Here is a 26,159-nt window from a genome sequence, read left to right as displayed (position 1 = left end):
GCATCAGGTGGGCTTTCGGGCGGGCGATGTTGTACGTGCGGCAGCAGGAGTACGCGGCCGCGCTCGATGTCGTGCGCGCCTGGTTGGAAACGGCCGCGGCGGATGATCCGTGTCGATCGGAGTTCGAGCACACGTACGCGGACTACGCGGCCGTCGGGTTCCTCGCGGGTGAGTTCTCCGCCGCCGGGACGTCGCCGACGCTTCGCACGGCGGCCGCCGTCGCGGACGAGGACCGGCCCGCGGGGTGTCCGGTGACAGTGGCGCTGGACGTTCGGGAAGGACGGAGCGAGCAGGCGCTCTCCCGGCTGCGCCGGCATCGGCGCGGCTCGCTGCTGGGTGGTCGGTCGACGCGGGCGAACGCGGACGTGCTGATCGCGGTGTGTCCGGCGGAACTCGGGGACGTGGCCGGACGCGCAAACGGCCGAGGCCCAGGCGTGCGCGGAGACGCTGCCCGAGGTCGCCAAGCGGCTCCACGAAACGAGCAACGAACTGCGGATGTTCCACGCCCATCAGCGCGCCGTGGGCGAAGTGATGGTGCATCCGGCGGGGAACCGGGACGACGTCGATGCGTGGGATATGCGGAGTTCTCGCTCGAGTTGGACAGCGATCCCGTTTTTTCCGCACGTGGTTCGTCGATCTCATGGCGGACGTCGACCGTATCGCGGCGAATGTCCTACCGGCCGTTCCGCGCCTCGATGCGCTTCAGCACGAACCGGTCGCCCTGATCGATCTGTTGGATCCGGACCGGGTGCAGTTCCCTCGGTGCCGCGACCCGTTCGATCACCGATCGCCTCGGCGTGCCCCGTCCGATGACCAACTTGCGCCGGCCGGGCATCGCCGTGGCCGCGGCACGGCCGGGATGTCGCTCCGTTCGTCAGTCCTGCGGCGGGAATCGTTCCGGAAGACGATCACGTTGTTGGGTGCCGAGGCCACGGACCCGGCGGTCGGCGGTGGTCTCCGATTCGGCGAGCGGTGTATCGGAGCGGCCTTCCAAGAGGGGCGTTCACGAGTTGGGTTCGGCCCGCGACGCGATGTCGACCGTTGGATCGATTCCCGTCTTGGTGGTGATCGTGTTACGGGTGGCTAGTCCTGGCCCCGCAAGGGCCGGAAGAAGTCCCGCAGGTCGCGGGCCAGTTGCTCGGGCTCCTCGTGGGCCATGAAGTGCCCGCCGCGCTCCGGGGTGCGCCACTGCCGCAGGTCGGTGAAGATCCGCTCGGCGAGGCTGCGCGGCATTGCGCGGAACGCCGGCTCGTTGCTCAGCGTCACGGCGCCGGGGACGGCGATCGGCGGCACCGGCCGGTTGTGCGGCCAGTCGTAGTACTCGCGGAACGACGTGCCGATCGACCCGGTCGCCCAGTACAGGGTCGCCACCGTCAGCAGCGTGTCGCGGTCCCAGCGCGTGGCCACGTCGCCGCCGCAGTCGCTCCAGTCGCGGTACTTGTCCACGATCCACGCCAGCAGCCCCGCCGGGGAGTCGACCAGCGCGGCCGCGACGGTGTCCGGGCGGGTGGACATGATCCCGCTGTAGCCGCCGTCGGCGGCGTCGTATTCGGCCATCGCGTCGAGGAACTCCTGCTCCTCGGGCGTCGGCGGCGCCGCACCGAAGTCGGTCGGGACCACCGACGAGGTGACCAGTACGCCGGCCACCTCGTCCGGGAACAGCGCGCCGAGCCACTGCGTGATCCCGCCGCCGATGTCGCCGCCCTCCGCACCGAAGCGCGGATAGCCGAGCACGTCGGCCATGAGCGCGTGCCACGTCTCGGCGACGGCGCGCCGCGTGAACGGGCCGCTCGGCGCCTCGGAGAAGGCGAACCCGGGCAGCGAGGGGATCACCACGTCGAACGCGTCCGCCGGGTCTGCGCCGTGTGCCCCCGGGTCGGTCAGCAGTTCGGCGATCGGCAGCATCTCCACGAAGCTGCTCGGCCATCCGTGGCTGAGCACCAGCGGCAGCGGTGCCGGCCCTCCGGCCGGGCCCTTGCCGCGCATGTGCACGAAGTGCACCTTGCGGCCGCCGACTTCGGCGCGGAAGTGCGGGTACGCGTTCAGCCGGGCCTCGGCCGCCCGCCAGTCGAAGCCGTCCGCCCAATACGCCACGAGCTCACGCAGATCGCCGGGATCGACCCCGGCCGCCCAGTACGCCGCGTCCGTCGCGGTGGCGAACCGGGTGCGTACCAGCCGCTCCCGCAGGTCGTCGAGCACGTGGCCGGGGACCGAGATGTGGTATCGCTCCGTGCTCATGTGTCCTTCGGTGGTTCGTCCACCGGCAAGGCGCGTGCCCCCGGGAAGACCGGGACGCGGCCGGCGCGAGCTTCGCATCGATAGTTGCAAACACCGACCGGTCTTCGCTGATTCCGCGTGACAGAGCACCCCGCCCACATCCCGCCGACACCCGACGAAGACGAACGAGCCGATTCTGCCGCACGCCGACGACGCTTCCCGGGTGAAGTGGCCCATCAACGCCGGGGCTGCCATGGCCGACACCCCGAGGACGAACAACAGGAGGAGGACCTCGATGATCTTTCCTGCCGCTGCGCTCACCCGGTCTTGACGCCCCGTTCTCCCCCGAGACCATGCCGCACACCGCGCCCTGGACGAATGAGTCCGATGTGCTCAGTCGTTGTCGATGAGGTTGAGGCCGTGGTCGAGGTGGGCATGGAACGTGGGCCGGGCGCCGGTCGTTCTGCGCGGGAATCGCGATGCCGTCACGCACGCCCCGATCGCCCCGCTCACTCGTGCTGAACAACTGCAGCGGATTCCTGCCGACAGGGCTGCCGACACCGAGATCGTCGAGCCCTGTGGCATCGAGCAGCACGAAGCCGAAGAGCTCGGGAAAGCATCCTTCGAACCGCGCGCTGGGAAAGGTCATGGCCGCACAGAAACGAGTTGCACCTGCACGCGGCCTCCTGCGGAGCGGGGTACGGGCCAGGCCTCGCCCCTCGCCCCTCGCCCCTCGCCCCTCGCCCCTCGCCCCTCGCCCCTCGCCCCTCGCCCCTCGCCCCTCGCAGGAACGGTCCGGCTCCCGGCCCGGTCACGGAAAGAAGGGGGCGAGGGCCTCGATGATCCGTTCGTGACAACGGACCTTATGACCCACTCGACCCACTGAACGTGAAGATCGTCGACGACGAGATCGAAGGAACGCGGTGGATGGGACGACCGCTCCTGCTCGGCGACTCCGAACTCGTCTGCCTGGCCGTGGCCCGGGCGGCCGGCGGCGTGGTGCGGCCGGCCGCCGCCGGTTCAGGCGGCGAAGCCTCCGTCCACGGCGATGGCGGCGCCGGTGATGTACCGGCCGGCACGACGGAAACACACGCGGTCTCGCGTGCGGGGTCGGCTCACCTTCCGCGGTCGCGCCTGATCCGGGCCGCCACCTCGGGGACGGGTGCCCAGTGCTCGCCCCGGCGTCGTACCCATGTCTCCCGCAGGGCGTCCACCTCGTGGTCCAGGTCGTCCGTGCGGAGGTCGTCCACGTTGGGAAGGTCGTACTTCCGCCCGGTCGAGTCGTACAACACGGCCGCCCGTGTCGGCTGGTCCTCCAATCCCCAGGGCAGCGTCGCGATCTCGATGCCCTGCACGGCCGGCCACGCCACCACGCGGGCACGGAACACCCCGCGAAGCGCCACGCCGCGTTCGTCGACGACCGTCGCCCTGATCACGTGCACACGGAAGATCTCGAAGGACAGCAACACGGCGAACAGCCCCATCAGCAGCGGCCCGAGGGAGAACCAGCCGGTCTCCGAGGCGATCCCCACCGCGGCCGCGACACCGATGCCGAGCACGAAGACCAGTGCGAGCATGCCCGACCCCAGGCCCAGCCGATATTCACGCCACTCCGAGGGATCCCCACGCCCGCGGGACACGACCATCAACTCCGGTGGTTCGACCGGCAACGAAAACGCGTACGACGAACGAGTCTCCGGACGAGCCAAGCACACGAAGCCCCGGCGCGGGAGGGCACAACGGTTGCCGACATGCGCAGGAACGGTGTCTCCCACCTCCGCGTCGCGGCGCGACTCCCACCGCAGGCATCTGCCCCATGGGACGCGAGCATCGGGTGGGTCGCCGGCGTCGGCGAGCGAACCGGTCCACCGCCGGCGGTTCCCGGACACCACCCGCGAGTTCGAACACCGGGCACCGCCGTGGAAAGGAGCCGGAGCAAAACAAGGCCCGCCCCGGTGGTGGCGCCTTGATCGGCGTAATCCGCGGGAACGACGACCGGGCCGTGGCCCACGGGACCGGCGGTGGGCCGGTGCTTTCCGTCCCTCACGCCGGCCTTCGCATAGGCGTCTGCCGCACGGAAGGGAGCCCCTGCCCCGCCGAGGACCTCGCGCTGCCAAACGGCCGGCCGGGCGAAGTCCAGCGGGGCTTTGCCGTCCTGGGGTCGGGAGGAGGACGAGGTCGCCGGGTGGGGTCGGACGGGGATGGCGATCGTCACCAGCCGGTGGTCTGGAGGATGTGGACGCGTTCGTGTCGTGGCACGAACTGGTAGACGAACATGCCGTCCGCGACCAGTGCGGTCCCGCCCTGGGGCGACAGTCCCTCGTACGCCTCGCCGCGGAGGTGCGGCGCCTCGGCGGCGCGGACGAGTTCGGCTGCCTTGTTCTCGACCCGGACGACGAGGACCGGTGGGGCGGCGGCGGGCACGTACGGCTCGTCGGGTTCGTACTCCCAGGCCCAGGTCACGCGGTGGCCTCGCGGGCCTCCGCGAGGACGGCGAGGAGTTCCGCGCGCGCGGCCTGCCAGGCGGGACCACGACGACGACCGGGACCGGCGCGGCGCAGCGGTGGGCGTGTCCGGTCCTGCGGTGTGCTCTGTGGTCGTCTCCGCTCTGGGTGCGTGGAGCAAGCGAAGCGCCGGCGCTCGCCTGGCCGCGGTCGCGCGGGCGATCCTGCGCGACGGCAGCCGGCGCCATGGGTGGGGGTGGGCGAACGTTCGCAGCGTGCACCGCTCTCCCCGAACGCGGCGAGGGCCCGCGCTCACCCGGGTGGGGTTGGGGAGCACGAGCCCGCATCCGACACCGAGGGGGTGGTGCCGGATCGTCGATCCCGACCCGTCGGGCCCGACAACCCGCTGCGGTCAACGGCGCATTCTCCGAACCATGCCGCCGCCCTGCGAATTCTCGGTGATCGTCACGACGTCCCTACTGGACGATCAAATACCGCTGTTCGCTTGCGGGGCTCAGGCAGTCGGTGTGAGCACCGCAGTCCGCACGGCTCGCCACGAATGCACCCCACCTATAGGTCCCGGGAGACGGTGGAGTGAAGGTGAAACTCGTTGTTGCTTCCCACGGTGTGTTCCTCCACTGGCCGTCGGGGTACTCGATGGTCCACTGCGTGGCGAGTGCGCTGCCCGTCCGCGTGAGCTCGACCGGTTGTCCGGCCTTGACGATGGTCTGGTCCGGCGGCGAGACGAGGTTCGGCGCGTCGGGGGTGTCGCGGACCGGGTTGGGGGTCGAGTCGTCCTCGGCTGACTGGACGAACAAATAACGCTGGCTGCTCCATGGGCCGCCCGTCGCCCCGGTCGCCGCCGAGGCAGAGTTCGTCGCCCATTTGTACAAGCCCGCCGCAGGGGGAGTGAACATGCAGCGGGTCGAGTTCATCCACGGCGAATCCTGCCAGGTGCCGTCACCGAGCTTCGTCGAGACCTTCGACACCGGTCCTGTGGCTTGCCAGCGGAGTTCGATCGGCCGGCCGACCTTCGCGGTGGCCCGGCTCGCCGGTGCCACGAGAGTTGGTGCGTGCGGTGTCCCCGGCGCGATGGCGTGAACCGCTACGGGAGGGACGCCGGAACCGCTGCCTTCAGGGAAGCAGTTCGGCACGGAGTGATCGTTGCGTGGGAGGAATGCGAAGCCGACGACCGCCGCAGCGACCAGCGTCAGGACCAGGGACAGCAGAGCCCAATTGCTTCGACTCCGGCGAGTCCTGCGGCCGTCGCCTGGCCCGCCTATCCGGGACGACTCCGAGTCCTTGTCCGGGGCGTCGGGTCCCTGTGGATCCGCGCTCGCCGCCGGCGTCGTGGGAGCGGCCCAAGGCGGCGCGGAAGCCGTCTCCGCTGCCCGATACACGGTGGACGGCAACTCGGCAGCGGGGCCGTCGTCCCATGGCCCGGCCAGGGCAGGTCTGGGCGTGTTGGATCCGGTGGCCGTGGGGGCGGCCGGGACCGCTGCGGCAGGTGGAGGGGCGGCCGGATTGGGCTCGGTGGGCCTCGCTCCCGGCGGATTGCCGCGGCCGGTCCGAGTCGGCGGTGCCGCGGCGATGGGCGCGGTGAGGGCGCGGAGACGCTGTTGGACATCGTCGGCAGTGGCAGGCCGGTCGCGGGGGTCCTTGGCGAGAAGCTCCACCACGAGGTCGTCGAGTTCTGCGGGCACACCGGGGCGGTCGTGGCCGGGGCGGGCCGGGGCCCGGCGCAGGTGCGCGTTCATCATCGCGATCGGGCCGCTCACAGCGAACGGCACCTTTCCGGTAAGGAGTTCGTGCAGGACACAGCCGAGGGAGTACAGGTCCGAGCGGGCGTCACCGGGCTGCTCGTCGAAGCGTTCCGGCGGCATGTAGGCAAGGGTCCCCATGACCTTGCTCGACCCGTTCGTGGACTCCGTGAACCGGGCGATCCCGAAGTCCAGGATCTTCACCACGCCGTCGTCGGTCACCATCAGGTTCGACGGCTTGAGGTCACGGTGGACCACACCCTTCGCGTGCGCGCGGGCCAAAGCGCCGGCCGCCTGCGCCGTCCAGTCCACCGCGGTGGGCACCGGCGGTGCGCCGCTGCCGGCGAGCAGGCTCGCCAGGTCCCGGCCCTCGATGAACTCCATGACCAGGAACAGCGATCCGTCCGCATCGTCCTGGCCCAGGTCGAACACCGTCACCACGCCCGGATGGTGCAGCGCGCCGGCGGTGCGGGCCTCCCGGAAGAACAGCCCCGTGCTTCGTGCGTCGTCCTTGTGGTGCGGGAGCAGCTTGACCGCGACCCGCCGCTCGATCACCCGGTCGCGGCCCTCCCACACCTCACCCATCCCACCCCGGCCCACGAACCGCACCAACTCGTAACGCCCCGCCAACACACGCATCGCCGACAGCTCCCGTATCCCCGTCACACAGCAAGCGACCACATGGTGAGAGCCGCACGATACCCAGCGTGGGGGAAAGGTAAGCGGGGTATGAGGCGGGCGCAGCGCCGTACCTGCTGACCACCGGCCACCGGCCCGCGGCCTTCGCCCAGCCGATACCGGCCCACGGCACGGCGCATGGGTGCGTGAATGCTGTTGACGCAGGAACTCCTCGGGCCCCGCCAAGTGAGGGGCAACCGACCGCAAGGCAGCGGCGCTGCATCCCGTCGGCGACACCGGGCACCGGTACCGGCGTGGCCCGAGGGGTCAACGTGCGGCCGGGACGCTGACGCGCGGGGTGGTCGGGGTGTGCGCGGAGGCGGTTGGCCGGGCCGGGCGTTCGCGCAGGAGCAGGCCGGCGGTGAGTGCCACCAGGCAGGCGGTGAGGCCGTGGACGCCGAGGGCCGTGGCGGCGGAGCCGTCGTTGCCCAGCACGACCGTCATGTCGCCGGCCGGGATGAAGGTCATGGCGAGCATCGTCCAGCCGAGCGCCCGCCGGTGTCCGGTCAGCAGGAGTGCGAAGATGACCAGCCCGGTGCCGATGTCGCGGACGCCCTTGACGGCGAGGAACCCGGTGCCCTCGTGTTCGGGCCGGGTGGGCAGGCCGAAGCCGGACGCGGTCGACTGCGGGGCGAGCAGGTAGGCGAGGCCGACATAGATGATGAACGCGCCACCGAGGGCGGCCAGGATGGTGGTCAGGGTCCTGAGCTTCATGGGTGTTCTCCCGAGTGTCGGGCCGGTGGGACCGGCCGTCGTCGCCTTGTGGGAACAGCCTCGCCGGGTGGTCCTGGAAGGAACATGGAAGCGACTTGGAGGCGACCCGGAGAACGAGCGGAGAGCCGCCGGGGCCGGCCGTGTTCGCTCCCATGAGATCTCGGGCTGGGCGAGGACGTCGCCGCGGTGTACGACTCGGACCGGACCCGGGGCCGTCATCGGGTGCCGATCCGCCGGCGTGGCGGGGTCGTGTCGGACGTTCGGCAGGACCGCCGTCGTCGTCACCGCGAAGTCCGCCGGGCGGTCGGTCTTCGGCCTCGCCACCGCGGGCGCCCGTCCCGCTCGACCTCTCGCGCGTCAGTCCGGCAGCCAGTGCAGCTCGTGCGCCAGGGTTTCGGCGACGGCACGGACGCGGCGGTGCAGCGGCGACTGCTCGCGTGGGAGGACCAGGTGGATCGTCAGGCCGGGCGCGCCCCGCAGCGGTCGCCAGGTGAGACCGGCCGGTTGTGTCGTGGCCGCGGCTTCTCCGGCCGGGGCGAGGGTGACCCCGTCGCGCAGGTCGCGCTGAGACATGTCGAAAGAGACCGCGGGCGTGTGGAATCGGGGATGTGGTCGGGTGTCTCGGAACAGTGCGGACAGCTGATCGTGGATCACGGGGTTGGCCGCACGGTCCGGGAGTCGCAGCGGATACGCGGCCGCGTCGGCGATCTCGATCTCCGGGTGTTCGGCCAGCGGATGGTGCTGCGCCAGCTGGACCCCGACGCGCATACGCCGCAGCAGGAACCGGCGCACGCCACGGCCCGGTTGTTCACCGCGGGTGATCCCGGCATCGATGCGGCCCTCGGCGACCGCGGGGGAGATCTCCGGTGTCGCCATCGGGACCGCGCCGACCTCGAGTCCGCTGTTGCCGCGAATCAGCCCGTCCACCAGGGCCGGTACCGTCTCGGCCCCGGTGCTGAGGCTGTATCCGATGCGCAGCGTGCCCAGTTCACCGGCCGCCGCGCTCCGGGCGGTGTCCCATGCCCGGTCCAGCGCCGCCAGCGCGGGCGGCGCGGACTCCGCCAAAGCCGCACCGGCCGTGGTCAATACGACGCTGCGCGTGTTGCGGACCAGCAGGGCCGTACCGAGCTCCGCCTCCAATCGGCGCATCCGGGCGCTGAGTGCGGGCTGCGCGATACCGATCCGTGCGGCCGCGCGGGTGAAGTTCAACTCCCGCGCCAGCACCAGGAAGTACCGCAGGCTCACCGTATCCGGCGCCACGTGCCCTCCCCGCCGATTGATAACGATCCGTTCTGAGCCTATCCCGTACCGGTCTTTCCCCCGACCGCACATCGAGCCCTAACCTGCGCATATGACGATCCGACCGACCGCGGTACCGGTCGGCGGGATCGATCGATCCGAGTGTCGATTCGTAGTCGGACGTGTCCGGCCGAACACAGGAGGTTTCCATGGCCAAGGGCTACTGGGTCAGTGTCTACCCCGCCATTTCCGACCCCGAGGCGCTGACCGCCTACGACAAGCTGGCCGGTCCGGCCGTCCGGGCCGGGGGCGGGCGCACCCTGTCCGTCGGCGGTCGAGTCGTCGCCCACGAGGCCGGAATCACGCAACGCGCCGTCCTGGTCGAGTTCGACAGCTTCGAACAGGCCGTCGCGGCATACGAGAGCGAGGCATACCAGAAGGCCCTGGTGGCCCTCCCCGACGGCTACGAGCGCGACTTCCGCATCATCGACAGTGTCGACTGACCGGCGGGCCCGGCCATCGCCGAGCATCCGTCACCCGATAAAGGTCGCGGTTCGCAGAACTCCTCTCTGAACTCCGGTGTTCTGCGGCGCGGTTCTGACCCACTGCCAGGGTGGGTCTGACGCCCGATCAAGCCGCGGATCGGGGCGAAGACCGTGGTGGCGGTTCTGTCGGACGGACCGGAACGGGTCGAGGCGTTCGTGCAACCGTCGTACTTCCGGTGCGAGTTCCATGGCTGCCCGACTCGTCGCGGCGATGCGCTGTTCGAGTCGACCGACGCGGTGCTGTGCGCCGACGGGCCGGTGAAGACACTGGCCGGAAAGACGCGGAGCCCGAACCGCCCGACTCCGTGCAACCGACGGCCGCCGACCGAGTCCCGTGTTCGCATGTCGGTCGGGCCGCGGACGAGGCCCGCGCGTTCCCGGCCGGCCTGCTCGGGCCACAGCGTAGGAGCGTTCCTCCGGGGCGGGCGCACGGTCCTCGTGCTCGCCCGGCCGTGCGGCTATTCGCCGTCCGGCGCCTCGCCGAGCGTCGGTGACGCCCAGGTGCCGGCGGTGTCGCCGTCGACGAGGTGGGCCAGACGCCGGACCGGTTCGGCCCCCAGGGCGGGGTATCGAACACCGAGGCGGATATGGGGACTCGGTCCGGTGATCTCCCGGGCGGCGATCAGGGTGCCCAGTCCGTCCCAGGACCGCATGTCCCACCCGTACGCCTGCGCGAGGTCGTCGAGCGCCCCCTCGTTTGGACGGTGAAACCTGCGTCGGGTGTCATCGTCAACGTTTACTTCCCGAGTGCGAGGTTCACCGCCGACGCCGACTTCTGGTATTCACCGGGGACACGCCCAGACTGGCGAAGACCTTGCTCACGCCTGCTCCCCGGTGGTGAAGAAGCGGGTCAGGACGGGGGCGAGGAGCTCCGGGCCGATGTTGTGCTCCTGGCCGGGGAAGACGTGCAGGGTGAAATTGTCGGCCAGTGCGGCGAGTTCCCGCGCGCCGGTGAGCACGTGCGGGGCGCCCGCGTCTCCGCTGCCGACGAGGACGGGCACGGTCACAGACCGCCAGCGGTCGGCGGGCAGGGGCCGACCGGACATGGTGTCACCCATGACCCGGCCGTCATAGGGCAGGGTGCGGGCGGTGGCTTCCATACCCGCCCAGAAGGGCGCCTGCCGCATCCCGGCGACGGCCTCGGCGGGCATGCCCACGGCCGCGGTCATGAAGTAGGCCACGGCGTCGCCGTACGCCCCCTGCTTCACGAGGTCCGTCAGGTGGGCGACGTAGTCGGCGGGCAACGGTGGGCGGCCGGCGTCGGTGATGAAGGGCGGCTCGTACATGGCCAGCCTGGAGACGGCACTGCCCCGGGCGACGGCCTCCAGCGCCAGTACGGCGCCGGAGGACATGCCGAAGACCATCGCCTCGCCGCCCGCGCGCCCGATCAGGGCGTCCAGGTCCTCGACCTCGCGCCGTACGTCGTACTCCGGGCCGTCCCCGCTGTCGCCGCGGCCCCGGCGGTCGTACGTGATGACGGTGCAGTGCTCGGCCAGCAGACCGGCGAGTGCGGCGGAATCGCCGCGCGTCATGAAGGCGCCGCCGACGAGCACCACTGCGGGGCCCGAGCCCTGCCGCTCGTAGGCGATGGCCGTGCCGTCGGCAGAGAACACCTTGTCCATGAGGAACCGCTCCATATATCTGCGGGGTGCGCAGGGCCGGATGCCCCACACTCTTCGGAACTGGACGGTACAGTACCCACATGGGTACTGGTCAGTCCAGTACTCTTCCGCAGGAGGGCCGGGCACAAGCAGAAGGAGCCGATGATGGACAGCCGTTCAGCGCGCAAGCACGAGGCGATCCTGGAGGCCGCGACCAGCGTTTTCCTGGACAAGGGATACGCGGGAACGAGCATGGACGACATCGCGAAGCTGGCCGCGGTGTCCAAACAGACCGTCTACAAGCACTTCTCCGACAAGGAGAAGCTCTTCGCCGACATCGTCCTGGCCACCACCGACCGGCTCGACACCACGATCGACCTGCTGGCCGACCTCCCCACCGACGACGCCAACCTGGAAGAGAACCTGACCCGGCTCGCCCGTCGGTTCCTGACCGCCCTGACCGACCCCCGAGTGATCCAGCTGCGGCGCCTGATCATCGCCAACGCCGACGTCTTCCCCGACCTGGGAACCGAGTGGTACGAGCGAGGCTTCCAACGAGGGCTCACCACGCTGGCGGCAACCTTCCGGCGCCTGGCCGACCAGGGGCTCCTCCGCATCGACGACACCCTCCTGGCCGCGAACCACTTCTCCGGCCTGCTGCTGTGGATCCCGGTGAACAAGGCCATGTTCACCGGCAGCGTCCGGCACACCGAGGCCGACCTCGACCGCTACGCCGCCGCCGGCGCCCGCGTCTTCCTCGCCGCCTACCGCTGACCACCGGCCCCGGCCTCGCCGACTCACGCGCATCTGCCGGGTGCAACACCCGACCGCAGGCCGGGCTGTGCCCACCACCGAGCGGCGGGGGTCGTATCCGGCTTCAGCCGGGCCAAGTGCCGGTCAGGCGCCGGGTGGCTGCCGCGCCACCCCGGTCGACGGCGGCTTTGACGACGGCGAAGATCGCCCCTTGCAGGCCGGCGGCGAGCAGAACCTGGGACCAGGTGCGGTTCTCGTCGGTGGCATCGGGGGCGTCGTCGTCGTGGCCGATCATCTTCCACGCCTGTTTGAAGACCGCGCCGGCGATCATGCCGCTGGTGGCGCCGAGCATCAGGCCGATCGGCTTGTAGGCGACCTTGGACGCCTTCACCGGCGCCTCCGTCCTCGGAGCAGCAGCACGAAGGCGATCACCACGACCGCTGCGCCGATCAGCGGGGTCCGGTTGGCCTTTGCCATGGTCGCGGCCGATTCGGCCCTCTCGCGGACCGGGTCGGGGGTCTTGTCGGCGGCGACGTGTCCGGCGCGGGCCACACCGTCACGGACGTGGGCGGCGGCGTGGGCCGCCTTGTCGAGGACCGGGTCGGGCGTCTTGTCCTTGACCAGTTCGGTGGCCTGGGCCGCCTTGTCCCGGAGTTGGTCGGTGAGGTGGGCGGCCTTCTCGGCGGTCTGCTCCTTGATGTCGGCCGCCTTGGTCTTGGCCTGGGCCTTGACGTCGGCCTTGGCTGCCAGTGCCTCCACTGTCCGGCCGAGTTCGTCGCGGGTGTCCTCGACCTTCTCGCGCAACTGCTCGGGTGTGGGTGCGGACTTCTTGTCCTGGGGGTGGTGGGTCATCGGTGTGCTCTCTCCTTGATCACGGCGACGTCGGCCTTGACGCTGTCGATGGCCTGTTCGGGTGCGGGGGTGCCGGCCTTGGCGATCTGCTTCTTCCCGGCGGCGGCCATTCCTGCGGCGACGGCCGCCAGCAGGGCGGCGGTGATCAGAGCCGAGGCCCACACCGGCAGGATCAGGGCCAGGGCCGCGATCACGGTGACCACGAGGGCTTGGGCGGCCAGGATGCCGACCAGACCGGCGCCGCCGAACAGGCCCCCGCCCAGCCCGAAGCGTTTGCCTTTTTGGGTCATCTCCGCACGGGCCAGCTGCATCTCCTCGCGGACCAGCTCGGAAATCTGCTGCGACGCTCGCGAGACGAGATCGCCCATCGACTCCTGGGAACCGCCGCGGCCCGGCTCTCCAACGGTGCTCATGGATCCTCACCTTCCTTCTCGCGCTCGGTGCGGCTCTTCGGCGCGACGGCGGCCAACGAACCTCGCTCCCCGGTGATGGGGGCTCACCGGCGCGGTTACCCCACAACCCGCAGGTCACTCGCTCGCCCGCCGGTCCCATCGCCGGACTGCGGACACCGTCGCACGGCACCGCGGCTGCGGTGAACGCCGCCGCAGCGGCTTGCGGCGATGTGTCCTGAGGGAACCCTGAGGGAACAAGGAACCGGCTGGGCGATCCTCGACGTGGTCGTGCGGAGTTCAGGACGGGTGCGGTCGTCCGAATCCCGCAGCACGGTCCGGCGCCAACAGCAGGGCCGAGTCGCACCCGGCAGCGGCCAGGTCGTCGGCGCACATGCCCGCCTGCTGGAGCAACCCGAGGAGCCGGCCGTGGTCGACCCCGCCGGCCCATGCCCAGCGGACCCGGGCGCGCAGGGTTCGGCGCGCGGCCGCCACCGCGGCGTCGGCGTCGGCGTCGGCGTCGGCGCCGGGAGACTGCCGGGCCGGGCCGAGCCGAGCCCGGGTCGGCCCGCGTCGACACGCCGCTCATCGCGGCCGCAACGCCGATACAGGACCTGCGCGAGCTCAACCCGTCGGCACGGGCGCGGCCACGGAAGAGGCAACTGTGTTCGGGTACGGGCTTATTCGGCTGACCCGTCGCGAACTCCCCACCTCGACCCACGGCTTCGACCCCGGCCCGATCGAAGACAACGTGGCCTGTTCTCCCGTGCGGCTACCTCGCCGCCCTCCACCTTCGCGCCGCGATGAGCCGGGTCGACGCCTTCAGCCGGAGCACCTGTCGATCTCAACCGGATACGCGACCTAGATGAATGATGCGAAGGGCTCGCTGTCGCGCATGACATGAAGCGAGGGAGTCCAAAGATCGGTTGTGACGCCCGACCTAGACTCCCTCGCTACCGCGCTCTACGTGAAGACCGATGACCTGCTGAAGGAATCGCCGCACCTGGCGCCGTGGCGGCCCAGGATCGGCATCGCGCCCCGGCTCAGTGACGCCGAGCTGGTCACCCTCGCCGTGATGCAGGCCCTGCTTGGCTTCACCCCCGAGCACCGATGGATCCGCCACGCCCGCGCCCGGCTGCGGCATCTGTTCCCCTATCTGCCAGGGCAGTCCGGCTACAACAGGCGGCTACGCAAGGCGGCCGACCTGATCGCCCACGTCAACCGCCTGCTCGCCACGGACACCTCGCTGTGGACCGACACCGTCTGGGTCGTCGACTCCACGCCCGTGGAATGCGGACGTTCACGCGAGACGGTCAAACGCTCCGACCTGGCCGGATGGGCCGAGTACGGCTACTGCGCCAGCCACTCCCGCTTCTTCTGGGGCCTTCGGCTGCACCTCGTGTGCACCCTCCACGGGCTGCCCGTCGCGTTCGCTCTGACCGGCGCGGAAGCCGACGAACGCCAGACCCTTCTCGGCATTCTCGACGCCGAGTCCGACCTCGTCGGCTCCCACCCAGGGCAGACTCTGATCAGCGACCGCCACTACTACGGCGCCGCGTTCGAACGCGAACTCGCGCAGTGGGGAATCCGACTGCTGCGGCCGGCCCGCAAGGGCGAGCCCGCGCGGGCCGGGTCCGAGCTGTTCAGGCCGCTGCGGCAGACCATCGAGTCGGTCAACCAGACCTTCAAGGCACAACTCGACCTCGAACGCCACCAAGGCCGCACTCCCGGCGGTGTCATGGTCCGCGTCCTCGCACTCACGGCGGGAATCTGGCACAACGACCACACCGGCCAGCCCGTCATGCGCTCACTGACCGCCTACGACCACTAACTCCTCGGATCATTCGTCTTAGGCGACAGGAGCCGACGACCTCAGGCCGAGTGGACGCTCGGAGAATGCCTTCTCCGAGTCGACCTCGTAGCAGACGTTGATGCTTGAGTCCCCGAGAGTTGTGTCGACGAAGCGCTGGACGTCTTCAACGGACTTTGTCTCCCAGAGGCACGTCACGGCGGATCCATCGACGTGCGGGTAGACCTGCAGCACCCGGGTGCCACCGGGCGCTCCGATGCCGTCGGTAAGGGCCTGGGCACGGGAAAACGCTGTCTCCGGGTTCAAGATCTTGTGCTGGACCACGACGTACATGGGGTCCTCCTCGTTTGGTGCCGTGTCGTTCGACGACGCTAGGCGTGCGGAGGTGGACGCCGCGTCGCGCATGTTCACCAAATCCATTGTGGACTGGGATGGTCATTCCTGGCCACGCAGCTCAGACCGGCTCGAACGCCACCAGGGCGGCACCCGGCGGTGTCATCGTCCGCGTCCTGCGGCGCGTCCTCGCACCCGCCGGCGGGAATCTGGCCAACGACCACACTGGCCAGCCCGTCATGCGCTCACTGACCGCCTACGACCACTAACCCTTCGCATCATTCATCTAGATGAGGCGCCGTTGAAGGGCGACTGCGACGGCGGCGGCCCGGTTGTCCACGCCCAGCTTGGCGAAGACGTGCTTGAGGTGCGTCTTCACCGTGGTCTCGCTGATCAGCAGGACGCGGGCGACCTCCTTGTTGGCAGCGCCGCGGGCGATGAGCGCCAGCACCTCCACTTCCCTGGGGCTGGGCGCCGTGGCGGGCACCGGGGCGAGGCGTCCCATCAGGTGGGCGGTGACGGCCGGGGCCAGCACCCGGCCGCCCGCGCCCGCCGTACGTACAGCCGCGTGCAACGCCTCGCGCGGGGCGTCCTTCAGGAGATAGCCGGCCACACCCTCGGCCAGCGCCCGCGAGATGTCCCCGTCGCCGTCGTAGGTGGTCAACACGATCACGCGGACGTCCGGCTGTTCGACGCGCAACCGGCGGATCGCGCCGAGCCCGTCCAGGACCGGCATCCGCAGGTCCATCAGCACTACGTCGGGCCGTTCGGTGCGGGCGGCGGCCAACGCCTCCCGGCCGTCTCGCGCCTCGGCGACCACCGTGATGTCGGTCAGCCCGTCGAACATCCCCCGCAGTCCGTCCCGGACCACCGGATGGTCGTCGACGATCATCAACCGCAAGGGATGCTCAGGCACACCGCGGTCCCTTCGCCCGGAGCCGACTCCACGGTGACCGTTCCCCCCGCGTGAGCGGCGCGTTCGCGCATCGCGGCCAGACCGTACCCGGCCCGCGCGGCGCTGGGTACGAATCCCGCGCCGTCGTCGAGCACGTCGAGCGTCACCTCGCCGTCCATGTAGCTCAACGTCAGTGCCACCCGCTTCGCCCCCGCGTGCCTGGCGACGTTCGCCAAGCCCTCCTGCGCGGCCCGCAGCACGGTGGCCTCCACCTCGGCACCCAGGCGTCGCGGCTCCCCGTCGATGGTCACCTCGGCGGGCACCCCGGTCTCGGCGGTCCAGCGCGCGGCGACCGAGACCAGCGCGCCGTGCAGCGACGCGCCCTCCAACGGCTCGGGACGCAGCGCCTCCACCGAGCGCCGCGCCTCCACCAGGCTGTCACGGGCCAGCCCCTTGGCCAACGCCACCCTTCGGCGCAGCACGACGGGATCATCGATGTTCTGCTCCGCCGCCTCCAGTTGGGCGACGATGCCGCTGAACCCCTGGGCCAGGGTGTCGTGGATCTCCCGGGCGAGCCGGGCCCGTTCCTCCAACACCCCGATGCTCCGGCTCCGCTCACCCTGCCGGACAAGGTGGTTGGCGAACAGGCCCATGACGATCACCAGCCCCACCGAGCCGACCGCCGGACCGAAGGACACGGGATCGCGCAGGGCCTCCGACAACGGCGCAACCGCGGCCGTCGCGGTGACCACCAGCAGCGCCGCACCAAGGTAGCCCCACCGGGTGGGCAGCAGCAGATACGGCAGCGAGAACATGCCGTACACCAGCATCTCGTACGCCGGATCGCGGCGGATCAGCACGATCAACAACGCGATCAGCACCAGCAGGTGCCAGCCCATGGGGTTGAGCCGTTCCAGCAGATGCGGACGCCTGGCGACGAAAACCGCGTACCACCCGCCCATGAACGCGGCCAGGCCGAGCGTCGTCCAATCCGAATCGCCATGGGCGAAGGCCGCGGCCGAGGAGATCCCCAGGCACGCGAAGAAGAGCAGGTGGAAAGCCCTGATCCAGCGCGCCCCCGCATCGATCACCGGTTCACTCCCAGCGGAACAACACGGCTGCCGTAGCCGTGCACACCACGATAACGGCGGCCATGATCAGCAGCGAAGTCGCCGACGGCGTCCCCGACCAGCTGTCGTGCAGCGCGTCCACGCCGTGCGCGAGCGGAAGGTGCCTGCCGATCCGCAGGACGTTCGCGTGCAGGTCCTCGCGCGGGATGACGGCGCCGCACAGGAAGATCATCGGGAACAGGACCATCAGCCCCAGCAGACTCGCGGCGTGCCCTCCCGGTGCCACGGCCGCGATCAGGAAACCCACGGAATACACCATCAGCGCGCACAGCAGGAACGCCGCCACCGGCCAGGCCGGGTTGGCGGGCAGGTCCAGGCCGAATCCGAGCGCGCCGACGCCGACGATGACCGCCGCTCCGGCCAGCGCCATCGCAAGCTGCGCCGCCACCTGGCCGATCAGGACGGCGAGCGGACTGATCGGGGTGGCCTTCAGGCGGCGCAGCACCTTGCGCTCGCGGTAGACAGCCAGCACCTCCGGCAGCGCGGCGATACCGCCGATCGCCAGGATCATCACGATGTAGCCGGGCACAAGCGCCTCGGCCCGACCGTCCTCGCCGCTCTTGCCGCGGTCGCCGCTGTTGATCACCAGCAGCATCAGCGGAAACGCCACCATGAAGAACAACGCGGCCGGATCTCGGGTCAGCAGCCGCAGTTCGCTCAACGAGAGCTGCGCGACCCCTCTCATCGCCCCTCCCGCATCAGCGCGAGATACGCCGCTTCGAGCGAGTCGACCCCGGCGTCCGCCGTCAGTTGGTTCGGGCTGCCCATCGCGCCCACCCTGCCCCGGGTGAGCACCACGACCCGGTCGCACAGCGCGGCCACCTCGTCCATGAAGTGGCTGACCAGCACCACCGTCGTCCCCGACGACCGCAGGTCGCCGATCAGGGTCCAGGTGTCCTGGCGCGCGACCGGGTCCAAGCCGGTGGTCAGTTCGTCGAGCACCACCAGCTCGGGCGCGCCGATCAGCGCCAACGCGAGCTGAACACGCTGCTTCTGACCACCGGACAGCTTTCCGAACGCCTGGTCGGCGATCGGGGTCAGCCCCCAACGTTCCAGCACCGCACGCCAGTTGTCGGGCCGACGGTAGAACGCCGCGAACAGCCGCAGCGCCTCGGCGACCCGGAGGCCGGCGGGCACCTCGCTCTCCTGGAGCTGCGCGCCGACCCGCTCGGCGAGTTCCCGCCGCCGGCGTTCCGGGTCGAGGCCCAGCACCCGCACGTGTCCGGCGTCGGGCCTGCGCAGCCCGATCAGGCATTCCACGGTGGTGGTCTTGCCGGCGCCGTTGGGCCCGACCACGCCCAGGATCTCCCCCTGGGCAACAGTGAACGAGACCCCGTCCACGGCCGCGGTCGCACCGTAACTCTTGCGCAGACCGCTCACTTCTATCGCTGTCATGCCTCCAGGCTGCTCCGGCGTTTCGCCGCGCACCATCACCCGGGAAGGCGTGCGGCATCCTCCATCGGAAGGAGGGTGCGGGCCCTCGCCGACGGCTAGGTTGGCGACATGAACGACAACGGCACGGGCACCTCGGTGCAGTTCACTTTCGACATCCCCTGCGTGTGGTCCTACTTCGCGTTCACCCGGCTCCAGCGGGCCCTGGCCCGCTTCCGCGTCGAAGGCGGACGCGCCGAAGTGGTCTTCCATCCCTTCCAATTGGCTCCCGAGGCGACCACTGAGGGCGAACTCAAGGTCGAGGTGCTGCGCAAGGCGTTCGGCGTCGACCCCGCGCAGGCCATCGTCGAGATCACCGAGCTCGCGGCGGCCGAGGGCCTCGTTCTGCGGCATGAAAAGGCGATCTTCTCCAACACCTTCGATGCGCACCGTCTTGTCGCCCTCGCAAGCGGCCAGGGCCTCGGGGAGCCGATGGTCGAGCGCCTCTTCCGCGCTCACCACACCGACGAGCTCAACGTGGCCCATCCCGATGTCCTCCGGAACCTCGCGTCCGAGGTCGGTGTCCGTTGGAGCGACGAAGGAGCCGCCGAGACCCGAGCCGAGCTCGACCGGGTCCGCCGCTCGGGCGTTCGCGGGGTCCCCGTCCTCCGGTTCGACGGCCGTCCGGCAGGCAGCGGCACCCTCTCCGAACAGGACATCCTGTCCGTCCTCGGCAACGCCTGACCCCTGAGAAAGGTGCATCACCATGACCGCTCGACCCTCCGTGTACGGCCCCGCAGTCTCCGGGCAGGACCGGCGCGACCTGGAGCAGCTCATCGCGCAGATCGAGACCGGCTTCAATCAGAAGGACCCGGCCGTGATCGACGGCCCGTTCAGTGACGACGCCGTCGTGATCGTCCCCGACGGCACGGTCCTGCGCGGCTGGAGCAACCTTTTCGAATACCACACGGCCCGGCTGAACGGTCCCGTTACCGGCTGGACGACCCGCATCACGATGACGGACATCTCCTCCCCCGCCCCCGACCTCGCGATCCTCCACCTTCGCCAGGACACCACTACACCGCAGGGAGCGTTCGCCAACCACGGCACGGCGGTAGCGGTCAGGAAGGACGGCGCGTGGTGGATAAGCGCCATGCAGAACACCAATGTCGCCTGAGCGCTCCGAGGACTGTGTGTGCGCTCAGAGTTCGCCGACGGGATCGTTCGGGTGATCCTGAGGACGACGTCGGCCGTACTGCGCGTAGAACTTCAGCAGCGCGGCGAAGCCCAGCGTCGTCGCACCCCGCTTGCCGGACACAAGCGCCCGCTCGTCCTTCGACAGCGTCCAGTGCTCGACCGGCTCCAACGGGGTACGGGCCACGTTCGTGGATCGTCCTCGCGCGGGCTCACACACCGCAGCCGTACAGCCCAGGGCTCACCCACACGAGGGATGCCCTCGCAAGATCACTGCCGTTTGCGGCTGGTGACATGGTTCCAACCGGCACCGGGGTAACTGTCGCGGCCGTACCCGAATGGCTTACGAGGCTTTCGGGTTGTTTGCGATATCAGTGATCAAGATGGCTAAATGTCGCAGATTGCCCTTCGGTCGCCGCTGGTGTTGGGGCTCGTGTGTGTGGTGTGTGCCGCCGGCGGACTCGCCCTGACCTCTCCCGAGATGGGGTTGGGGTGGGACGAGATCGTCTATGTGAGCCAGTACGCCCCGAGTACGCCGGCCGCGTTCTTCAGCGCGCCCCGGTCCCGGGGTGTGGCGCTGCTGGTCGCGCCGGTGGTGATGGTCACCGATTCGACGGTTCTGCTGCGGTACTGGCTGTCGGGGGCGGCCGCGACGGCGCTGTTTCTCGGGTATCTGCCGTGGTTGCGACTGGTGCCCCGGCCGGCGGTCGTGCTCGGTGCGGTGGGCGGCTACGCCACGTTGTGGATCACGCTGTTCTACGCGGGCGCGGCGATGCCCAACCACTACTCGGCCATGGCCGGGGTCTCGGCCGTCGGCTGGTACCTGTGGGTGGCTCGGGGCGGGCGCGGGCGGCTCGCCCTGGCCGGGTCGCTCGCCGTCGCGGGTCTGGTCCGGCCCGGCGACGCCTTCTGGCTGGTGCTGCCGCTGATCGTCGCCACGCTCGCGGTCCCGGCGTGGCGGCGGGCGGACCTGTTCGCGGTGATCGTGGGCGGATCGTTCGCCGGCGTGCTCGCGTGGCTGGTCGAGGCGCACCTTCGGTTCGGCGGGATCCTCGAACGGGTGCACCGCGCGGGCGAGATCCAGGGCGGTACGGGGCTGACCTTCTCGCTGCGCGAGACCGCTTCCGCGTTGGACGGGCCGCTGTTGTGCCGACCCTGTACCGGCGACACGGTGGCCGCCCCGGCACTCCTGTGGTGGTGCGCCCTGCCGGTGTTGGTGATCGCCGGCGTGTGGGCCGCGCGGCGGGCGCGGCTGTCGGCGCTCGCCTGGCTGCCCTGTGCCGTGGGCGTCTCACTGGCCGTCACCTACATCCTGCTCATCGACTATTCCGCGCCGCGTTTCCTGCTGCCGACCTACGCCCTGCTCGCGCTGCCCGCGGTCTGGGGTCTGCTCGCGGTGATCGACGTGGTCCGAGGTCGGCTCGGGCGTCGGCGGCCCCGACTCGTCCTGGGGGCGGCGCTCGGTGCGGCGCTCGCCGGACACCTCGCCGTCCAGGTACTGATCACCGCGCACTGGGCGGACAGTCACCGGGAGACGCGTCGGGACTGGGAACGGATCGCGCGGACGGTGCGCGCGGCGGGTATCCGCCCGCCCTGCCTGCTCACCGGCACCGAGGCGATCCCCATCGCCTACTACGCCGGATGCGCCTCGGCGGCGCCGTCGGGCAACAACGCGACGCACACCCGTGATCACCTGATCGCCGAGACGTACCGCGTGCCCTCGGCACTGCTGACCAAGAACGGGGCCGCCCCACCGGCGTGGGCGGCCACGTGGCGACACCACGCCGTCCCGGGCACCGGAACCGACTCGACCTGGGTCGTCCACGTCCCCGAGTGGACCCCCCTGCGGGCCGCCCCCGGCGTGGCCGACCGCGGGACCCCACCGGAGAACCCCACGCGGTGAACCGACTGCCGGACGACGTGCCGATCAGGCCGGCTGCGCGTACTCCGGGCAGTTCAGGGTCGGCTTGCCATGGCCGTGACGAGGGCTCGTACGGCGACCGCGCCCCCTCCCACCGTGCGTCGCGGCCCGCGTCGGTCATCCGGTGGACCCTCGCGTCCGGCCCGCCCTCGCGGGTGTCGACGCCGAACTCGACCCAATCGACGCGTGGAGCACCTGCGGGCTCCTGCGCTGCGGGCCGGTGCTCGGCTGCCGCGACTGCCCACGGGTCGAGTTCCACCCATCGCCGAAGTGGCGCAGCAGTACACCTGCCGGCGCTGCGGCAGCAGCAACACGCCGGCAACCGCGGTGTACCGTCCCGAAGATCACCGCCCTCGACGGCAAACCATCCACCACGGACCGAACCGGCCCCGACACCCCCGACCGAGTCGGAACCAGCGGCAGCCCGAGCAAAAGCACACCAGCAACCGACGCGAGAACGACCGACCGCAGGTCATCACCGCATCACATCAAGACCAGCATCCCCGAGGCGACCCCATGCTCTGCCCCCTCCCCCGACGGCGACGACCCGACGCTGCGCAACCCCGGTCCGGGCACGCACAAGAAGCCGAAATGAGTGTCGAGGACGTCCATCTCGCGCGGGCGGTCGAAGCCCTGGACGCCCTGGGCGAGTTCGAGCATCCCTGGATGCGCGAGGCGTTCGCGCGGATTCCGCGGCACCGCTTCGTCCCCGACACCGTGTGGATTCCCGACGCCGGTGGCGGGTACCGCGCGCTGGAGCGGGCCACCCGGCCGGAACGGTGGGCCGAGGCGGTGTACGAGGCGCACGCCCCGCTGGTCGTCCAGGTCGACGACGGCCTGACCCGCCCTCCCGGGCATCGGCCGCGAAGCGTCGAGTGCGATCAGCGCGCCCTCCGCGGTGTTGTTCATGCTCCGCGCGCTGGACGTGCAACCGGGCGACCGGGTCCTGGAGATCGGCGCGGGGACCGGCTGGAACGCCGCGCTGCTGTGCGAACGCGCCGGGCCCGACCGGGTGTGCACGGTCGAGATCGACCCCGCGCTCGCCGCCCGGGCCCGCCAGGCGCTGGAGCCGGCCGGCCGGCGGGTGGACGTGGCGTGCGGGGACGGCGAACTCGGCCACCGCGAACACGCGCCGTTCGACCGGGTGATCGCCACCGCCGCGGTGGGCCGTGTCCCCTACCGGTGGGTGGAACAGACCGTGTCGGGGGGCGTGATCGTCGCTCCGCGGATCGTCCCCTTCCACCAGGGCGGCCTGCTCCGACTCGTCGTCGCCGACGACGGCACCGCATCGGGATCCTTCGACGGCGGGGTGATGTTCATGCCCACGCGCGGCCAACGCCACCCCCGCTTCGACCCCGCCACACTGATCACCGACGACGCCTGGGAACACTCCGACGAGGACACCACAGCACTCGACGTCGCCGTCCTGGACGACGTCCACGCCCGCTTCGCGACCTCGCTGCGCGTCCCCGACGTCCACCACCTCCTCGAACCCGACCGAGGCCAAGGCCGCACACTGTGGCTCGGCGACGCCGCCGGCACCTCCTGGCGGCTCGACGCTGCGGCCTCCTCGGAGCAGCCGGGCATGTTCCGGTCGGGTCAGGTGGGCAGTACACGTTTGTGTGGCAACTTGGAGCGGGCACAGCCGAACAGCCGTGCCTCGAGCAACTCGAGGATGCCGTCGCGTTCGATCCGGCGGGCCGTTGCGGCGTCAGGGAGTGTCGACGACCTCGTGGCCCGCGGCGCGCAGGGCGGCGAGGGCTTGTGTGCGGTGCGGGTCGGGCACCAAGAGGAGGTCCGCGTGGTACGTGGAGCACACGAACACCGGCACCGCGGCCTCGGCGAGGGGTTGGACGAGGGAGGCCAACAGCCCCGGCACGTCCAGACCGTGCTGTGCGTCGGCGTCGTACAGGCCGATCCAGCGCTGTGCCGCGGGGGTGTCGGCGGAGGCGTTCCGCACGACGGTCAGCCCCTCGGGCGCGCGGACCAGGGCGTGCCACGCGTCGTCGCGGGGTTCGCGGTCGTCGGCGAGATGGTCCAACGCGAACACGTGGTCCAGGACTGTGAGCCGAAGTACGGGACGGGGGCGGGTGTTTACGCCCGTCTTGGTGGTGTCGTCGCCGGTGCTGCCGGTTTCCCGGTGTCGCGTGAGGTCCAGGGTGAACGCGACACGGTCGAGACCGGGGCCGTCGTAGTCGGGTTGGACGGGTGAATCGCCGGCGTCGGGCAGTGTCTCGAAGCCGAGCCGTTCGTGGAATCGCCGGGAGCCCGCGTTGCCCGGGCTGGTGACACTGTGCACGTGCCGCCGGCCGCTTTCCCGGGCTTGGTCGAAGAAGCCCAGGTACAGGGCCTTCGCGATCCCGCGTCCGTGCCAGGCGGGGTCGACGCCCACGAAGTGGATGTACGCCACATCGGGTCGGCTCTGCGAGTGGAACCCCACAAGGAACGCCACCGGTTCGCCCTCGCGTTCGACGAGGTAGCTGGTCGTGGCGAAGTGTTGGAAATACAGCCGGGGCAGGAGCAGGGCGCGCTCTCGGGAGCCCGCCTCCCCCTGGAAGCCGCCCCACCAGGCATCGAGCACCGCCAGGATCCGTGGTTGATCCTCGGCGACCGGATGGCGGACGGTCAATCCCTTTGGCAAGTCGTCGATCATGGTCGAGATGATGTCAGGACGTCGTCGGTCGGCCCAGCGAATTGTCCGCGGCCGTTCACACCCGCCGCGTCGGCGCTGCACGCATGTGGAGTCGGTTCGACGAGACCCGGATTCGGCGATGGATGAGCATGACACCCGGGACGGGTTGGGCAGTGCGATTCATATGAGTTCGAATTCGTAGGGTTCGCAGGCCCATGCGCCGATGTGTGCGAGATGCCGGCGGACGTCTGTGCGGCCGCGACGCACCCACTCGTTCCTCCACCACCCCGACCCCGGCGGACCACCACCCCCGAATCCTTCGCCGCGATGACCCCGGCCGGTTCGCACTCGGGTACGCCTCGGCCCCGGATCGAATCGGACCCGAAGCCCCCGTCAGGAATGTCGACGTCGGCATGCAGGCCGCCAAAACGGAAACCCGTCAGGCATGACACGCGCATCGCGGCCGGGACACGAGGACGACCACAACCGTGACGACACCGAAGGCACAACCGACGGCGTGGGCCCGTCCGAGCAGGTCGAGGAGCGCGAACCCGATCAGCCCACCGAGTTGCCCAAGCAAGCCTGGCTCGCGGTGTTGCGCGGCACGGTCAAAGAATTCAAGGACGACGAACTCGTTGACCGGGCCGCGGCCTTGACCTACTACGGCGTACTGGCACTGTTCCCCGCCCTGCTGGTGCTGGTCTCCCTACTGGGTGTCGCCGGCGAGTCGACCACCGAACGGGTGCTGGACAACCTGAACAAGTGGGCGCCCGGCTCGGCGCGCGATGTGATCACCGACGCGGTACGCCAGTTGCAGAACAACGGCGGCCTGGGTTCCCTCCTGGCGGTCGTGGGCCTGGTGGTCGCCGTGTGGTCCGCCTCCGGCTACGTCGCCGCCTTCATCCGGGCCTCCAACGCCGTCTACGACATGCCCGAGGGCCGGCCGGTGTGGAAGATCCTCCCGCTGCGCCTGGGCCTGACCGTCGTGCTGATGGTTCTCGCCTGTGCCAGTGCGCTGATCGTGGTCTTCACCGGTGCCCTGGCCCGACAGGTGGGCACCGCTCTGGGTATCGGCGACGGCGCGCTGACGGCGTGGTCGATCGCGAAGTGGCCGGTCCTGGTCCTGCTGGTGACGATCATGATCGCGATTCTGTACTGGGCCGCGCCCAACGCCGAGGGCCGCGGCTTCAGATGGATCACCCCCGGCAGCTTCCTCGCCCTGGCGATCTGGATGCTCGCCTCCGCCGGCTTCGCCTTCTACGTCGCGAACTTCGCCTCCTACAACAAGACCTACGGGACGCTCGCGGGAGTGATCATCTTCCTGGTGTGGCTGTGGATCACCAACCTCGCCGTCCTGCTCGGGCTCGAGTTCGACGCCGAACTCGCTCGCCGACGCGCCATCGCCGGCGGCCTCCCCGAAGGCGAGGAGCCCTACGTCCGGCCGAGGGACACCCGCAAGTGGAGTGCGAAAGACCACCGCCGACTGAACGAGACTTCCTGAGTGCACACGAGACCGCGACCCACACGGACGCACGTGGCGCTCATCCGCGCCCGCATGCCCGCCGCGCCGTGGTGGGCGCGCACCACGGCCAGTGGCCGGTGGGCAGGGCGTGTGTGTCGATGGACTCGGCCTTGGCGAGTTCGGCGAAGAAGGGGTGCTCGGCCGCGATCATGGCCTGGA

The 26,159-nt window shown here is 70.4% G+C and carries 27 protein-coding genes and 3 pseudogenes; 10 read left to right on the top strand and 20 right to left on the bottom strand.

The genetic code is table 11. The features are described from left to right. Positions 1-1,083: 1,083 nt before the first annotated feature. Complete coding sequence (locus ACWCPW_RS49250) at positions 1,084-2,238, bottom strand: epoxide hydrolase family protein (RefSeq protein ID WP_449768191.1); 1,155 nt, start codon at positions 2,236-2,238, stop codon at positions 1,084-1,086. An 829-nt stretch (positions 2,239-3,067) separates the two neighbouring features. On the opposite strand from ACWCPW_RS49250, the pseudogene ACWCPW_RS49245 reads away from it, so the two are divergent. Beyond that, positions 3,068-3,213: pseudogene (locus tag ACWCPW_RS49245) on the top strand (IS982 family transposase); the annotation flags it as partial. A 119-nt stretch (positions 3,214-3,332) separates the two neighbouring features. On the opposite strand, the gene ACWCPW_RS49240 reads toward ACWCPW_RS49245, so the two are convergent. From ACWCPW_RS49240 to ACWCPW_RS49220, 5 genes are all read right to left on the bottom strand, one after another. Further along, positions 3,333-3,887: a PH domain-containing protein gene (locus tag ACWCPW_RS49240; RefSeq protein ID WP_449768190.1), complete on the bottom strand. Its 555-nt coding sequence runs from the start codon at positions 3,885-3,887 to the stop codon at positions 3,333-3,335. A 541-nt stretch (positions 3,888-4,428) separates the two neighbouring features. Next, entirely contained in the window at positions 4,429-4,680 is a 252-nt protein-coding gene (locus tag ACWCPW_RS49235; RefSeq protein WP_449768189.1) for a hypothetical protein, read from the bottom strand. Between the two features lie 457 nt (positions 4,681-5,137). After that, positions 5,138-7,060: a protein kinase domain-containing protein gene (locus tag ACWCPW_RS49230; protein ID WP_449768188.1), complete on the bottom strand. Its 1,923-nt coding sequence runs from the start codon at positions 7,058-7,060 to the stop codon at positions 5,138-5,140. A 306-nt stretch (positions 7,061-7,366) separates the two neighbouring features. Then, complete coding sequence (locus ACWCPW_RS49225) at positions 7,367-7,813, bottom strand: DUF4267 domain-containing protein (protein ID WP_449768187.1); 447 nt, start codon at positions 7,811-7,813, stop codon at positions 7,367-7,369. A 357-nt stretch (positions 7,814-8,170) separates the two neighbouring features. Then, on the bottom strand, positions 8,171-9,073 hold the full coding sequence (locus ACWCPW_RS49220) for a LysR family transcriptional regulator (protein WP_449768186.1): 903 nt from the start codon (positions 9,071-9,073) through the stop codon (positions 8,171-8,173). Between the two features lie 188 nt (positions 9,074-9,261). On the opposite strand from ACWCPW_RS49220, the gene ACWCPW_RS49215 reads away from it, so the two are divergent. Then, positions 9,262-9,555: a DUF1330 domain-containing protein gene (locus tag ACWCPW_RS49215; protein WP_449768185.1), complete on the top strand. Its 294-nt coding sequence runs from the start codon at positions 9,262-9,264 to the stop codon at positions 9,553-9,555. 500 nt (positions 9,556-10,055) lie between these two features. Here the strand turns inward: ACWCPW_RS49215 and ACWCPW_RS49210 are convergent, their stop codons facing one another. Together ACWCPW_RS49210 and ACWCPW_RS49205 are read right to left on the bottom strand one after the other, a co-directional pair. Further along, positions 10,056-10,250, bottom strand: a complete 195-nt coding sequence (locus ACWCPW_RS49210) for a hypothetical protein (RefSeq protein WP_449768194.1) — start codon at positions 10,248-10,250, stop codon at positions 10,056-10,058. A gap of 165 nt (positions 10,251-10,415) precedes the next feature. Beyond that, positions 10,416-11,219, bottom strand: coding sequence for an alpha/beta fold hydrolase (locus ACWCPW_RS49205; protein ID WP_449768184.1), 804 nt, complete (start codon positions 11,217-11,219; stop codon positions 10,416-10,418). Between the two features lie 144 nt (positions 11,220-11,363). On the opposite strand from ACWCPW_RS49205, the gene ACWCPW_RS49200 reads away from it, so the two are divergent. After that, the gene (locus tag ACWCPW_RS49200) at positions 11,364-11,972 is read left to right on the top strand and encodes a TetR/AcrR family transcriptional regulator (protein WP_449768183.1); all 609 of its coding nucleotides are present in this window, start codon (positions 11,364-11,366) and stop codon (positions 11,970-11,972) included. Between the two features lie 103 nt (positions 11,973-12,075). Here ACWCPW_RS49200 and ACWCPW_RS49195 read toward each other — a convergent pair whose 3' ends face one another. The 4 genes from ACWCPW_RS49195 to ACWCPW_RS49180 form a co-directional block, all read right to left on the bottom strand. Further along, positions 12,076-12,342, bottom strand: a complete 267-nt coding sequence (locus ACWCPW_RS49195; protein ID WP_449768182.1) for a DUF4235 domain-containing protein — start codon at positions 12,340-12,342, stop codon at positions 12,076-12,078. Continuing rightward, positions 12,339-12,803 carry a DUF3618 domain-containing protein gene (locus ACWCPW_RS49190; RefSeq protein WP_449768181.1) on the bottom strand — a complete coding sequence of 155 codons (465 nt, stop codon included), beginning with the start codon at positions 12,801-12,803 and terminating at the stop codon, positions 12,339-12,341. The genes ACWCPW_RS49195 and ACWCPW_RS49190 overlap by 4 nt, the downstream gene beginning before the upstream one ends. Beyond that, positions 12,800-13,216: a phage holin family protein gene (locus ACWCPW_RS49185; RefSeq protein ID WP_449768180.1), complete on the bottom strand. Its 417-nt coding sequence runs from the start codon at positions 13,214-13,216 to the stop codon at positions 12,800-12,802. The genes ACWCPW_RS49190 and ACWCPW_RS49185 overlap by 4 nt, the downstream gene beginning before the upstream one ends. Positions 13,217-13,492: 276 nt before the next feature. After that, positions 13,493-13,687, bottom strand: a complete 195-nt coding sequence (locus ACWCPW_RS49180; RefSeq protein ID WP_449768179.1) for a hypothetical protein — start codon at positions 13,685-13,687, stop codon at positions 13,493-13,495. 433 nt (positions 13,688-14,120) lie between these two features. Here ACWCPW_RS49180 and ACWCPW_RS49175 point away from each other — a divergent pair, with 433 nt between their 5' ends. Further along, positions 14,121-15,023, top strand: a complete 903-nt coding sequence (locus tag ACWCPW_RS49175) for an IS982 family transposase (protein WP_449768178.1) — start codon at positions 14,121-14,123, stop codon at positions 15,021-15,023. An 18-nt stretch (positions 15,024-15,041) separates the two neighbouring features. Here ACWCPW_RS49175 and ACWCPW_RS49170 read toward each other — a convergent pair whose 3' ends face one another. Next, positions 15,042-15,413: a hypothetical protein gene (locus ACWCPW_RS49170; RefSeq protein WP_449768193.1), complete on the bottom strand. Its 372-nt coding sequence runs from the start codon at positions 15,411-15,413 to the stop codon at positions 15,042-15,044. Between the two features lie 52 nt (positions 15,414-15,465). On the opposite strand from ACWCPW_RS49170, the pseudogene ACWCPW_RS49165 reads away from it, so the two are divergent. Beyond that, positions 15,466-15,604: pseudogene (locus tag ACWCPW_RS49165) on the top strand (IS982 family transposase); the annotation flags it as partial. 17 nt (positions 15,605-15,621) lie between these two features. Here the strand turns inward: ACWCPW_RS49165 and ACWCPW_RS49160 are convergent. The 4 genes from ACWCPW_RS49160 to ACWCPW_RS49145 are packed head-to-tail and all read right to left on the bottom strand — an operon-like array spanning position 15,622 to position 18,755. Beyond that, positions 15,622-16,227, bottom strand: coding sequence for a response regulator (locus ACWCPW_RS49160; RefSeq protein ID WP_449768192.1), 606 nt, complete (start codon positions 16,225-16,227; stop codon positions 15,622-15,624). Continuing rightward, positions 16,227-17,321, bottom strand: coding sequence for a sensor histidine kinase (locus tag ACWCPW_RS49155; protein WP_449768177.1), 1,095 nt, complete (start codon positions 17,319-17,321; stop codon positions 16,227-16,229). Before ACWCPW_RS49155 ends, ACWCPW_RS49160 begins: the two co-directional genes overlap by 1 nt. A 4-nt stretch (positions 17,322-17,325) precedes the next feature. Continuing rightward, on the bottom strand, positions 17,326-18,045 hold the full coding sequence (locus ACWCPW_RS49150) for an ABC transporter permease (protein WP_449768176.1): 720 nt from the start codon (positions 18,043-18,045) through the stop codon (positions 17,326-17,328). Further along, positions 18,042-18,755, bottom strand: coding sequence for an ABC transporter ATP-binding protein (locus ACWCPW_RS49145; protein ID WP_449768175.1), 714 nt, complete (start codon positions 18,753-18,755; stop codon positions 18,042-18,044). Before ACWCPW_RS49145 ends, ACWCPW_RS49150 begins: the two co-directional genes overlap by 4 nt. A 108-nt stretch (positions 18,756-18,863) precedes the next feature. Here ACWCPW_RS49145 and ACWCPW_RS49140 point away from each other — a divergent pair, with 108 nt between their 5' ends. Both ACWCPW_RS49140 and ACWCPW_RS49135 read left to right on the top strand, forming a co-directional pair. After that, positions 18,864-19,475 carry a DsbA family oxidoreductase gene (locus tag ACWCPW_RS49140; protein WP_449768174.1) on the top strand — a complete coding sequence of 204 codons (612 nt, stop codon included), beginning with the start codon at positions 18,864-18,866 and terminating at the stop codon, positions 19,473-19,475. A gap of 22 nt (positions 19,476-19,497) precedes the next feature. Further along, positions 19,498-19,908, top strand: coding sequence for an SgcJ/EcaC family oxidoreductase (locus tag ACWCPW_RS49135; protein WP_449768173.1), 411 nt, complete (start codon positions 19,498-19,500; stop codon positions 19,906-19,908). Positions 19,909-19,932: 24 nt separating this feature from the next. Here ACWCPW_RS49135 and ACWCPW_RS49130 read toward each other — a convergent pair whose 3' ends face one another. Then, positions 19,933-20,112: a hypothetical protein gene (locus tag ACWCPW_RS49130; protein WP_449768172.1), complete on the bottom strand. Its 180-nt coding sequence runs from the start codon at positions 20,110-20,112 to the stop codon at positions 19,933-19,935. 204 nt (positions 20,113-20,316) lie between these two features. On the opposite strand from ACWCPW_RS49130, the gene ACWCPW_RS49125 reads away from it, so the two are divergent. Then, positions 20,317-21,828, top strand: a complete 1,512-nt coding sequence (locus ACWCPW_RS49125; protein WP_449768171.1) for a hypothetical protein — start codon at positions 20,317-20,319, stop codon at positions 21,826-21,828. 501 nt (positions 21,829-22,329) lie between these two features. Here the strand turns inward: ACWCPW_RS49125 and ACWCPW_RS49120 are convergent. Then, positions 22,330-22,755 (bottom strand): hypothetical protein, encoded by a 426-nt coding sequence (locus ACWCPW_RS49120; RefSeq protein ID WP_449768170.1) that lies wholly within the window; start codon positions 22,753-22,755, stop codon positions 22,330-22,332. Between ACWCPW_RS49120 and ACWCPW_RS49115 the strand changes: the two are divergent. Further along, positions 22,754-23,119: pseudogene (locus ACWCPW_RS49115) on the top strand (methyltransferase domain-containing protein); the annotation flags it as partial. The gene ACWCPW_RS49120 and the pseudogene ACWCPW_RS49115 sit on opposite strands and share 2 nt — an antisense overlap. A 438-nt stretch (positions 23,120-23,557) precedes the next feature. On the opposite strand, the gene ACWCPW_RS49110 reads toward ACWCPW_RS49115, so the two are convergent. Next, positions 23,558-24,499, bottom strand: coding sequence for a GNAT family N-acetyltransferase (locus ACWCPW_RS49110; protein ID WP_449768169.1), 942 nt, complete (start codon positions 24,497-24,499; stop codon positions 23,558-23,560). 424 nt (positions 24,500-24,923) lie between these two features. On the opposite strand from ACWCPW_RS49110, the gene ACWCPW_RS49105 reads away from it, so the two are divergent. After that, complete coding sequence (locus ACWCPW_RS49105; protein WP_449768168.1) at positions 24,924-25,979, top strand: YihY/virulence factor BrkB family protein; 1,056 nt, start codon at positions 24,924-24,926, stop codon at positions 25,977-25,979. Positions 25,980-26,159 lie beyond the last annotated feature (180 nt).

Source organism: Embleya sp. NPDC001921 (assembly GCF_053594475.1).
Note: the sequence above shows the minus strand (reverse complement) of the source record. Positions and strands in the feature narration are given on the sequence as shown.

What these genes read in the sequence shown, in the direction of transcription:
- ACWCPW_RS49250 (WP_449768191.1), bottom strand. Translation starts at nt 2,238, where the DNA reads ATGAGCACGGAGCGATACCACATCTCGGTCCCCGGCCACGTGCTCGAC.
- ACWCPW_RS49230 (WP_449768188.1), bottom strand. Translation starts at nt 7,060, where the DNA reads ATGCGTGTGTTGGCGGGGCGTTACGAGTTGGTGCGGTTCGTGGGCCGG.
- ACWCPW_RS49225 (WP_449768187.1), bottom strand. Translation starts at nt 7,813, where the DNA reads ATGAAGCTCAGGACCCTGACCACCATCCTGGCCGCCCTCGGTGGCGCG.
- ACWCPW_RS49215 (WP_449768185.1), top strand. Translation starts at nt 9,262, where the DNA reads ATGGCCAAGGGCTACTGGGTCAGTGTCTACCCCGCCATTTCCGACCCC.
- ACWCPW_RS49210 (WP_449768194.1), bottom strand. Translation starts at nt 10,250, where the DNA reads ATGCGGTCCTGGGACGGACTGGGCACCCTGATCGCCGCCCGGGAGATC.
- ACWCPW_RS49205 (WP_449768184.1), bottom strand. Translation starts at nt 11,219, where the DNA reads ATGGACAAGGTGTTCTCTGCCGACGGCACGGCCATCGCCTACGAGCGG.
- ACWCPW_RS49200 (WP_449768183.1), top strand. Translation starts at nt 11,364, where the DNA reads ATGGACAGCCGTTCAGCGCGCAAGCACGAGGCGATCCTGGAGGCCGCG.
- ACWCPW_RS49190 (WP_449768181.1), bottom strand. Translation starts at nt 12,803, where the DNA reads ATGACCCACCACCCCCAGGACAAGAAGTCCGCACCCACACCCGAGCAG.
- ACWCPW_RS49185 (WP_449768180.1), bottom strand. Translation starts at nt 13,216, where the DNA reads ATGAGCACCGTTGGAGAGCCGGGCCGCGGCGGTTCCCAGGAGTCGATG.
- ACWCPW_RS49160 (WP_449768192.1), bottom strand. Translation starts at nt 16,227, where the DNA reads ATGATCGTCGACGACCATCCGGTGGTCCGGGACGGACTGCGGGGGATG.
- ACWCPW_RS49150 (WP_449768176.1), bottom strand. Translation starts at nt 18,045, where the DNA reads ATGAGAGGGGTCGCGCAGCTCTCGTTGAGCGAACTGCGGCTGCTGACC.
- ACWCPW_RS49145 (WP_449768175.1), bottom strand. Translation starts at nt 18,755, where the DNA reads ATGACAGCGATAGAAGTGAGCGGTCTGCGCAAGAGTTACGGTGCGACC.
- ACWCPW_RS49140 (WP_449768174.1), top strand. Translation starts at nt 18,864, where the DNA reads ATGAACGACAACGGCACGGGCACCTCGGTGCAGTTCACTTTCGACATC.
- ACWCPW_RS49135 (WP_449768173.1), top strand. Translation starts at nt 19,498, where the DNA reads ATGACCGCTCGACCCTCCGTGTACGGCCCCGCAGTCTCCGGGCAGGAC.
- ACWCPW_RS49125 (WP_449768171.1), top strand. Translation starts at nt 20,317, where the DNA reads ATGTCGCAGATTGCCCTTCGGTCGCCGCTGGTGTTGGGGCTCGTGTGT.
- ACWCPW_RS49120 (WP_449768170.1), bottom strand. Translation starts at nt 22,755, where the DNA reads ATGAACAACACCGCGGAGGGCGCGCTGATCGCACTCGACGCTTCGCGG.
- ACWCPW_RS49110 (WP_449768169.1), bottom strand. Translation starts at nt 24,499, where the DNA reads ATGATCGACGACTTGCCAAAGGGATTGACCGTCCGCCATCCGGTCGCC.
- ACWCPW_RS49105 (WP_449768168.1), top strand. Translation starts at nt 24,924, where the DNA reads ATGACACGCGCATCGCGGCCGGGACACGAGGACGACCACAACCGTGAC.